This is a genomic window from Pseudomonas sp. P4_C3, from assembly GCF_056402075.1.
On the sequence record NZ_JBFUIC010000168.1, the window covers coordinates 1 to 9,510 of the forward strand.

Below are 9,510 nucleotides of genomic sequence, written 5' to 3' on the forward strand. Positions count from 1 at the left end.
GACTTTGGCCAGGCGTTCGGCGGTGTCCGGGTTGTTCGGTTCGACGGCCGCGGCAAACTTCAGGTTGCTGAGGGTGTATTCGTGGGTGCAGTAGACCAGCGTATCGTCCGGCAACCCGGCGAGGCGTGTCAGCGAGCTGTACATTTGCTGTGGAGTGCCTTCGAACAAGCGTCCGCAGCCGGCGGCAAACAGTGTGTCGCCGCAGAACAGCAAGCCGTGATGGTAATAGGCGATATGCCCCAGGGTGTGGCCGGGGACCGCGAAGATATCGAAGTCCAGGCCGAGCACGCTGACCTTGTCGTTGTCTTTGAGCGCAACGTCCCGCGCCGGGATCTTTTCGCTGGCCGGGCCAGAGACCTTCGCGCTTGTCGCTTTCTTCAGCAATTCGACGCCGCCGACGTGGTCATGATGGTGGTGAGTGATCAAAATATCACTCAGTACCCAACCCGGATTGGCCGCGAGCCAGGCTTGTACCGGGGCGGCATCACCCGGATCGACGACCGCGCAGCGCTTGGTGTCGCGGTCTTGTAACAACCAGATGTAGTTGTCGGTAAAGGCGGGCAGGGCAGTGATCTGTATCATCGTCGGATTCGCCAAGCGGAAAACAATAGCGCATCTTAGAACTTCCTGGCGTGTTGGAGAATGCAATGACTGATAAAGCGTTCGCACAGGCTGATCCTGACTGGCTCGCGTTGATCAGCGCGGCCCGCGAGTGGCTGGCAGGTCCGATCGGGCAATTTCTGCTGGACGAAGAGCGGCGCATGCTCGAAGACGAGCTCGGGCGGTTCTTTGGTGGCTATCTGGTGCATTACGGCCCCTCGGCCCAGACCCCGCCGTCAGCGCCGCAGGTGCAGCGCAATGTGCGCCTTGGCGCGCCGTTGCCGGGGGTCGAGATCGTCTGCGAGGAACAGGCCTGGCCGTTGAGCGAACATGCTGCCGATGTGGTGGTGCTGCAGCATGGTCTGGATTTCTGCCTGTCGCCCCATGGTTTGCTTCGCGAGGCGGCCAGCAGCGTACGGCCCGGCGGGCATTTGCTGATCATCGGCATCAATCCCTGGAGCACTTGGGGTCTGCGGCATGTGTTTGCCCAGGATGCGTTGCGCAAGGCACGCTGCATTTCGCCGTCACGGGTCGCGGACTGGCTGAACCTGCTGGGCTTCGCGCTGGAGAAACGCCGCTTCGGGTGCTATCGTCCGCCGCTTGCGTCACCGGCGTGGCAGACCCGACTGGCCGGTTGGGAGCGCAAGGCCGGTGACTGGCAATTGTCGGGCGGCGGCTTCTATTTATTGGTGGCGCGCAAGATCGTGGTGGGCCTGCGACCGGTCCGTCAGGAGCGGCGCGAGCCGAAGGGCAAGTTGATTCCTTTGCCGATGGCCAAGGTCAACCGTCGCAACATCGAACCGTAATACACACTTTTCATTTGCGGCCGGGCCTGTCCCGGCTTCGGGCGTCGTCGATCAGCGATCGGCGGGCCAGCGCATTTTCTGGATAGATTGGCATGAGCGATAGCGTAGAACTGTTCACCGACGGCGCCTGCAAGGGCAACCCTGGCCCTGGCGGCTGGGGCGCACTGCTGGTGTGCAAGGGCGTCGAAAAGGAACTCTGGGGCGGCGAAGCCAATACCACCAACAACCGCATGGAACTGATGGGTGCAATCCGTGGCCTGGAAGAACTCAAGCGTCCCTGCGAGGTGCTGCTGGTGACCGACTCCCAGTACGTGATGAAAGGCATCAACGAGTGGATGGACAACTGGAAGAAGCGCGGCTGGAAAACCGCGGCGAAGGAGCCGGTGAAGAATGCTGACCTGTGGAAGTTGCTCGACGAGCAGGTCAACCGCCACAAGGTCACCTGGAAATGGGTGCGCGGACACATTGGCCATCACGGCAACGAGCGAGCCGACCAGTTGGCCAACCGTGGCGTCGATGAAGTGCGCGGGTACAAGCAGGGCTGATCGCAATGTCTGCCGTAGGAGCTGCCGAAGGCTCGGGCCGCGATCGGACGATCTTTTGATCTTGATCTTTTTCAGGCCGCAAAAAATCAAAAGCCAGATCAAAAGATCGCAGCCTTCGGCAGCTCCTACAAGGATTGTGTTCACAGCAGCGCAATGGCGATGGCCCGCGAGCATGTTAAGATTCGCGCTTTTGCACGATTGACCGATTGAGAGCTGAGCACTGATGGCCACCAGATCCGTTGTACTCGACACCGAAACCACCGGCATGCCGGTGACCGACGGCCACCGGATTATCGAAATCGGTTGTGTCGAGTTGATCGGCCGACGCCTGACGGGCCGGCACTTTCACGTGTACCTGCAACCCGATCGCGAAAGTGACGAGGGTGCCATCGGCGTCCACGGCATCACCAACGAATTCCTCGTGGGCAAGCCGCGTTTTGCCGAAGTGGCCGAAGAATTCTTCGAGTTCATCAAGGGCGCACAGCTGATCATCCATAACGCGGCGTTCGACGTTGGCTTCATCAACAACGAATTCGCCCTGATGGGGCAGCAGGACCGCGCGGACATCACGCAGCACTGCTCGATCCTCGACACCCTGATGATGGCCCGGGAACGTCACCCGGGGCAGCGCAACAGCCTCGACGCATTGTGCAAGCGCTATGGTGTCGACAACTCCGGCCGTGAACTGCACGGCGCCTTGCTCGACTCCGAGATTCTCGCCGACGTCTACCTGACCATGACCGGGGGGCAGACCAGTCTGTCCCTGGCCGGTAACGCCTCCGATGGCAATGGCTCCGGTGAAGGGGCGGACAATTCGGCCACCGAGATCCGCCGTTTGCCAGCAGATCGCCAGCCGACGCGCATCATCCGCGCCAGCGAAGACGACCAGGCCCGCCACGCGGCGCGCCTGGAAATCATCGGCAAATCCGCAGGTGCTCCGGCGTTGTGGGTGCAGCTGGCTGAGGCTGAAGCGCAGGCGTAGATGTTTCGAAAGGATCTTCGAATAGCCGCGCCGCTGGCATGCATCCGATGACCCATTTCAGGGCGCGACACTCGCCACATCCTCTGCAACACTCTACCCTGAGGTGATTGGCAGGCTATGGTCTGCCGCCTCAGGACACTGAGCCTCATGTATAAAGATTTGAAATTCCCGGTCCTGATTGTCCATCGCGACATCAAGGCCGACAGCGTCGCTGGCGACCGCGTGCGGGGGATTGCCCGGGAGCTGGAGCAGGAAGGGTTCAGTGTCGTTTCGGCGGTGGACTACACCGAAGGACGATTGGTGGCGTCGACTTACCATGGCCTGTCCTGCATGTTGATTGCCTCCGAGGACGCCAGCAGCCACTCCCATTTGTTGCAAAACATGGCCGAACTGATCGGTCTGGCGCGAGTGCGTGCACCGGATCTGCCGATCTTCGCCTTGGGCGAAACAGTGACCCTGGAAAACGCGCCTGCCGACGCCATGGCCGAGCTCAATCAGTTGCGCGGCATTCTTTACCTGTTTGAAGACACCGTGCCCTTTCTCGCCCGACAGGTGGCCCGCGCCGCGCGCAAATACCTCGATGGACTGTTGCCGCCATTTTTCAAGGCTTTGGTGCAACACACCGCGGATTCCAACTATTCCTGGCACACCCCCGGTCACGGCGGTGGCGTGGCGTATCACAAGAGTCCGGTCGGGCAGGCGTTTCACCAGTTTTTTGGGGAAAACACCCTGCGCTCGGACCTTTCGGTGTCGGTGCCGGAGCTCGGTTCTTTACTCGACCACACCGGTCCCCTGGCTGAAGCCGAGGCCCGTGCAGCACGAAATTTCGGCGCCGATCACACCTTTTTCGTGATCAATGGCACCTCCACGGCCAACAAGATTGTCTGGCACTCGGTGGTCGCCCGCGATGACCTGGTGCTGGTGGATCGCAATTGCCACAAGTCGGTGCTGCACTCGATCATCATGACCGGCGCGATCCCGCTGTACTTGTGTCCGGAGCGTAATGAGCTGGGGATCATCGGTCCGATTCCCCTGAGCGAGTTCAGCCGCGAATCGATCCAGGCCAAGATCGACGCCAGTCCGCTGACCAAGGGCCGTGCACCGAAGGTCAAGCTCGCGGTGGTGACCAATTCGACGTATGACGGCCTCTGCTACAACGCCGAGCTGATCAGGCAGCAACTGGGCAATAGCGTCGAGGTGCTGCACTTCGACGAGGCCTGGTACGCCTATGYGGCGTTTCATGAGTTTTTTGCCGGGCGCTACGGCATGGGCACGTCCCGTGATGAAGACAGCCCGTTGGTGTTTACCACCCATTCCACCCACAAGTTGCTGGCGGCTTTCAGTCAGGCGTCGATGATTCACGTGCGCGATGGCGGCGCGCGGCAACTGGACCGGGATCGCTTCAACGAAGCGTTCATGATGCACATCTCGACCTCGCCGCAGTACGGCATCATTGCCTCGCTGGATGTGGCTTCGGCGATGATGGAAGGACCGGCCGGGCGTTCGCTGTTGCAGGAAATGTTCGACGAAGCCCTGAGTTTTCGCCGGGCGCTGGCTAACTTGCGACAGCACATTGCCGCGGATGACTGGTGGTTTTCGATCTGGCAACCGCCGTCGGCGGAAGGCATCGAGCGGGTCGTCACCGAGGACTGGTTGCTGCAACCCGATGCCGACTGGCACGGCTTTGGCGGCGTGACCGACGATTATGTGCTGCTCGACCCGATCAAGGTCACGCTGGTGATGCCGGGGCTGACGGCCGGTGGCGCCCTCAGCGAGCACGGGATTCCGGCGGCGGTGGTCAGCAAGTTCCTTTGGGAGCGTGGCCTGGTGGTTGAGAAGACCGGGCTGTATTCGTTCCTGGTGTTGTTTTCCATGGGTATCACCAAAGGCAAGTGGAGCACGCTGCTCACCGAATTGCTGGAGTTCAAGCGCAGCTATGACGCCAACGTCAGTCTGGCCAGTTGCCTGCCTTGCGTGGCGCAAGAGAATGTCGCGCGCTATCAGGGCATGGGCTTGCGTGATCTGTGCGATCAGTTGCATGCCTGTTATCGCAGCAATGCCACCGCCAGGCACCTCAAACGCATGTACACCGTACTGCCGGAAGTCGCGATGAAGCCGGCGGACGCCTATGATCAATTGGTGCGGGGTGAAGTCGAAGCCGTGTCGATCGATGCGCTGGCCGGGCGGATCGCGGCGGTGATGCTGGTGCCGTATCCACCTGGCATTCCGCTGATCATGCCGGGCGAGCGCTTTACCGAGTCGACCCGCTCGATCATCGATTACCTGGCGTTTGCCCGCACGTTCGATAGCAGTTTTCCGGGGTTCGTTGCTGATGTGCACGGATTGCAACACGAAGATCAGGGCAGTGGACGGTGCTACACCGTCGATTGCATCAAGGAATGAGGACCTTTCCCAGTATGCAGCCGGTTATAAATCCGAATTTCCCAGGGTTGTCGGTACGGGTTGCCGACGAGGGTTTTGCCGCCTATATCTGGGGCAGTGATTTCAGTTTTGAAGTCGCGGCCTACGGTGCGGCCGAAATAGGCAAGCCGGTGGCACAGTGGCCGGTCACCCCGATCACGCCTTATCGCAAGTGCTACGGCATCGACCCCGAGGAATTCAGCAGCTTTCGCGATGCCGCCGACAGCGCGATTTTCATGGCCTATCTGGATGACCAGCCCGTGGGGCATCTGGTGGTCAGCACCAACTGGAACGGCTTTGCCCATATCGACGAACTGGCGGTGCATGCACCGGCCCGACGGCACGGTGTGGCCAAGGCCTTGCTGGATGTGGCGCAATTCTGGAGCCGCAAGAAAAAGCTCCCGGGCATCATGCTCGAAACCCAGAACAACAACCTGGGGGCCTGCAGGCTCTATGAGCGTTGCGGTTACGTGATGGGCGGGATCGACCATCTGCGCTATCGCGGCATCGATCCGAACACCGCCGAAGTGGCGCTGTTCTGGTATCGAATGTTCGAAAATCCGTTGGAAAATCTGCTCAGTTCGTCAGCATCGCCGCGGCTTGTTCCGTGACGATGGCCAACAATGCCTGAACCGCCGGAGACGGTTCGACGTTTTTCAGCGACAAGGCGTAGAGACTGATCGGCACGGCTGGCGCGAGCGGGCAGGCGTCCAGCCCCGAGGCTTTGGCGCCGAGGGCGGTGAAGGGGTCGACGATGGCCAGGCCTTCGCCGGCCTCGACCATGCTGCGCATCATCTGATGCGTCTGGACCCGGGTTTGAATCACCGGAGCAGGGCGCAAGCCGTGCAGTTTGTTTTCCAGTGCCGGGCTCAGCGGGTCTTGCCCCTCCAGTCCGATCATCGATTGGCCGGCCAGATCCTGCAGTGAAATGTATTTCTGTTTCGGTTGCAGCCAGCCATGGGGGGCGAGCAGCTGGAGTTTGCCCTGGGCAATTACCTGGCAATCGAGGYCGGCGTGATCGGGGTCATGCAGGCTCAGGCCCAGATCGCTTTCACGCAGCAGCAGGCTTCTGACGATGTCGCGGGTGGGCTGGCTCAGCAGTGTGCAAGGTGCGTCGGGCAGGCGTCGGCGCAGGGCGGCGATGCTGTGTGGTAACAATTGGTTAGCCAGAGGCGGGGTGCAGATGATGCGCAGCGGCGGCGCCAGGTATTGCCTGAGGCTGTTGGCCAGGCGCTGCACCGGTTCGAGCGCGTCGTAGACCCGGGCAATTTCCACCTGCAATTCCCGCGCTTCGCGGGTGGCCTGCAATCGCCCGCGTACGCTGGCGAACAGCATGAAACCCAACTGATCCTCGGCGTCGCGCAGCAAACGCTCGACTTCGGCCACCGGCAACTGCAGCCATTCGGCGGCGGTGCCCAGGTGACCGGTCTGCAAGAGCGCCTGGATCACTTCGATATGGCGTAAGCGCATGCGTGAAGTCCATGTTCAGCAGGTGGAGGAGTCAGTGGCTGAATCCTACCCCAAGTCCGCGCATATGACTTCTGCTCATAACGACGGGTTATGAAACGCTGGCGGTTTGCGGTTCGCGGGTAATGGTTACGCCGGTTTGCACCAGCATGAATTCATTGTCGTCGACCTTGTTGACACGGTCGCCAATGGCCAGCTTGTAGGTGGTGACGGGGCCTGAACCGTCTACCGCCGGGGTGGAGTCCTGGAACTCGTGCACCGAATATATACGGCCTTCCGCGTCTCTTGCATGGAACTGACCGACGAGTACTGCTGCCATCTGCTTAGAACCTCTGGAGATAAATCACTCAATTTGCGGCACTGTAGACCGTGCTTGAGCGAGGTAAGTTTTCCTACAGGAAAAAAATAGTCAGGGACGGCGTTTTCAGTCGCCCGCTGCTTGAATCGTCATCTATAACTACAAGCTCTTCCTATCGGACAGTCGAGAATCTCCCATGAGCAACGTCTATACGATCGCCGTCTTGGTCGGCAGCTTGAGAAAGGAATCGATCAACCGCAAGGTCGCACGGGCTTTGACAGAACTGGCGCCGGCCAATCTCAAACTCAACATCGTCGAAATTGGCGATCTGCCGCTCTATAACGAAGACATCGATGGCGCTTCACCGCCGGCAGCCTACAGCACTTTCCGGCAACAGGTGAGTTCTTCCGACGCGGTGCTGTTCGTGACTCCGGAATACAATCGATCGGTGCCGGCGCCGCTGAAAAATGCGATTGACGTGGGTTCTCGCCCTTATGGCAAGAGTTCGTGGAGTGGCAAGCCCGGCGCCGTTATCAGTGCTTCGCCGGGGGCCGTCGGCGGGTTTGGTGCCAATCACAACCTGCGTCAATCCATGGTGTTTCTGAATGTGCCGATGATGCAGCAGCCGGAGGCCTATCTGGGGAACGCCGGTTCGGCATTCGACGAGGCGGGCAAGTTGTCCGAGTCGGTCAAGCCGTTCCTGCAAAATTTCATCAATGCCTATGGGCAATGGGTCGAACAGCACAAGAAAGTTTGATGTTCATTGGCCAGCGCTTTGTCCTACGAAGCGCTGGATAACCGGCTACAAATCATCGTTTCCATTTCCGACAGCCAGGCGGCAGTTTGCTCCGCTGCCGGTTGCGCTGTGACGCAATAGCGGCGACCGCCCCAAGCCATGATCACCCAGGCGTCAATAGTCGGTGCTGATGGCTGCACCGGCAAATCGCGGCAAGCAGCAAAGGCTTCACGCCATTTTTGCGACAGTTCCTCGTACACCCTTCGATGATGCTTGGGTTCGGCGATCTGATGCTCGATGAGCGACGCGGCATGGTTGAACAGGGGTTGTCGGGCATCGTCAGGGTCGCAGGTCAGGCACACAAGACGCTTGATGCGAGTTTGCCAGTCCAGGTCGGTTGGCTGGATGACGTTTTGATCCATTTGCGCCAGTAGTACCTCCAGGCGATGCCGGATGTACCCCGACAGCAGGGCTTCCTTGCTCGGGAAATAGTCATACAGCGTGCCAATCGCCACGCCGGCTTCCAATGCCACTTCACGGGTGGTCAGCCCTGACCAGCCGTCACGCTGCCAAATCCGAACAAAAGCCTCGTAAATGGCCTCGACGGTGAAAATCGCCCGGGCCTGACTCGGCCGTTTCAGCGGCTTGGCGCGGGAATTGAGGGTGGGCGAGCTGCCCTTGGTGTTTCCGAACCCACTCTTCATCGGCTGTCATTACTCTTGAGTGACCCGCCACCGTGTCGCAGCAGGAGACCGAACATGCAGGATTTCACCACGTTAACACGCCTGATTACCCGTAAGAATGCCCTGGACCAGAGCCGGATCGAGCAGGAAAAACGTAGCCTGATCCCGGCACCCGGCGAGGTGATCTTGAAGATTGACCGTTGCGCCTTGACCACCAACAACATTACGTACGCCGCTTATGGCGATTCAATGAACTATTGGGGATTCTTTCCTACAGGCCTGGAGGATTGGGGGCATGTTCCGGCCTGGGGATTTGCCGACGTCATTGCGTCAACAGTGGCAGGCATCAAGGTGGGCGAGCGTTTCTACGGTTACTTCCCGCTGGCCAGCCATCTGTGGATGCGCCCGGAACGGGCCACCGAACGTGGCTTTTACGATGGGGCCGAGCACCGCGTGGGGTTGACCTCGGCGTACAACCAATACACGCGCTGCAGTTGGGATGCGTACTACAGCCCTGAAACCGAAAACCTGCAGATTCTGCTCAAGCCGCTATTTCTGACTTCATCGATGCTGGCGGACTTCCTGCAAGACAACCGGTTTTTCGATGCGACCCGCCTGGTGTTCTCCAGCGCGTCCAGCAAAACCGCCTACGGCACGGCCGTGTGTCTGCAAAATCATCCGCAACTGGAGCGTGTGGCGCTGACGTCCGCCGGCAACAAAGCATTTGTCGAAAACCTCGGCTGTTACGAATACGTGGTGTCTTATGCCGAGTTGGCCAACCTCGCCGGTGACCGTCCTACGCTGTACGTGGATTTTTCCGGCGACCTGGGACTACGCGATCAGGTCCACCAGCACTTTGCCGGGCAACTGGTCTACAGTTGCTTCGCTGGCTCTGCGCACAGTACCGATGAAGCGCAGATGACGGCCATCGAGGGGCCGCAACCGGTGTTCTTCTTTGCCCCGGTGCAGATC

11 protein-coding genes are annotated in these 9,510 nt (G+C 60.0%); 7 read left to right on the top strand and 4 right to left on the bottom strand.

Translation table 11 applies throughout. From position 1 onward, the window contains the following. Positions 1-582 (bottom strand): hydroxyacylglutathione hydrolase (gene gloB, locus AC1DVH_RS21165; protein ID WP_477755452.1); only part of this gene is annotated, 582 nt, incomplete at its 3' end. Positions 583-647: 65 nt separating this feature from the next. On the opposite strand from gloB, the gene AC1DVH_RS21170 reads away from it, so the two are divergent. From AC1DVH_RS21170 to AC1DVH_RS21190, 5 genes are all read left to right on the top strand, one after another. After that, positions 648-1,406, top strand: a complete 759-nt coding sequence (locus AC1DVH_RS21170; RefSeq protein ID WP_477755453.1) for a class I SAM-dependent methyltransferase — start codon at positions 648-650, stop codon at positions 1,404-1,406. Positions 1,407-1,498: 92 nt separating this feature from the next. Then, positions 1,499-1,951, top strand: coding sequence for a ribonuclease HI (gene rnhA, locus AC1DVH_RS21175; protein WP_007979123.1), 453 nt, complete (start codon positions 1,499-1,501; stop codon positions 1,949-1,951). A 223-nt stretch (positions 1,952-2,174) separates the two neighbouring features. After that, positions 2,175-2,933 carry a DNA polymerase III subunit epsilon gene (gene dnaQ / locus AC1DVH_RS21180; protein ID WP_477755454.1) on the top strand — a complete coding sequence of 253 codons (759 nt, stop codon included), beginning with the start codon at positions 2,175-2,177 and terminating at the stop codon, positions 2,931-2,933. A 147-nt stretch (positions 2,934-3,080) separates the two neighbouring features. Next, positions 3,081-5,336: an Orn/Lys/Arg family decarboxylase gene (locus tag AC1DVH_RS21185; protein WP_477755455.1), complete on the top strand. Its 2,256-nt coding sequence runs from the start codon at positions 3,081-3,083 to the stop codon at positions 5,334-5,336. A 14-nt stretch (positions 5,337-5,350) separates the two neighbouring features. After that, the gene (locus AC1DVH_RS21190) at positions 5,351-5,965 is read left to right on the top strand and encodes a GNAT family N-acetyltransferase (RefSeq protein WP_477755456.1); all 615 of its coding nucleotides are present in this window, start codon (positions 5,351-5,353) and stop codon (positions 5,963-5,965) included. Here AC1DVH_RS21190 and AC1DVH_RS21195 read toward each other — a convergent pair. Further along, entirely contained in the window at positions 5,931-6,824 is an 894-nt protein-coding gene (locus AC1DVH_RS21195) for a LysR substrate-binding domain-containing protein (RefSeq protein ID WP_477755457.1), read from the bottom strand. The genes AC1DVH_RS21190 and AC1DVH_RS21195 overlap by 35 nt on opposite strands. Positions 6,825-6,912: 88 nt before the next feature. Further along, positions 6,913-7,140 (bottom strand): hypothetical protein, encoded by a 228-nt coding sequence (locus tag AC1DVH_RS21200; protein ID WP_008051885.1) that lies wholly within the window; start codon positions 7,138-7,140, stop codon positions 6,913-6,915. 175 nt (positions 7,141-7,315) lie between these two features. On the opposite strand from AC1DVH_RS21200, the gene AC1DVH_RS21205 reads away from it, so the two are divergent. Further along, a complete protein-coding gene (locus tag AC1DVH_RS21205; protein ID WP_477755458.1) occupies positions 7,316-7,876 on the top strand; it encodes an NADPH-dependent FMN reductase in 561 nt (186 codons plus the stop codon). Between the two features lie 23 nt (positions 7,877-7,899). On the opposite strand, the gene AC1DVH_RS21210 is transcribed toward AC1DVH_RS21205, so the two are convergent. After that, positions 7,900-8,559, bottom strand: coding sequence for a TetR/AcrR family transcriptional regulator (locus AC1DVH_RS21210; protein ID WP_477755459.1), 660 nt, complete (start codon positions 8,557-8,559; stop codon positions 7,900-7,902). Positions 8,560-8,613: 54 nt separating this feature from the next. Between AC1DVH_RS21210 and AC1DVH_RS21215 the strand changes: the two genes are divergently transcribed. Beyond that, positions 8,614-9,510: DUF2855 family protein (locus tag AC1DVH_RS21215; protein ID WP_477755460.1), on the top strand; the 897-nt coding region annotated here is incomplete at its 3' end.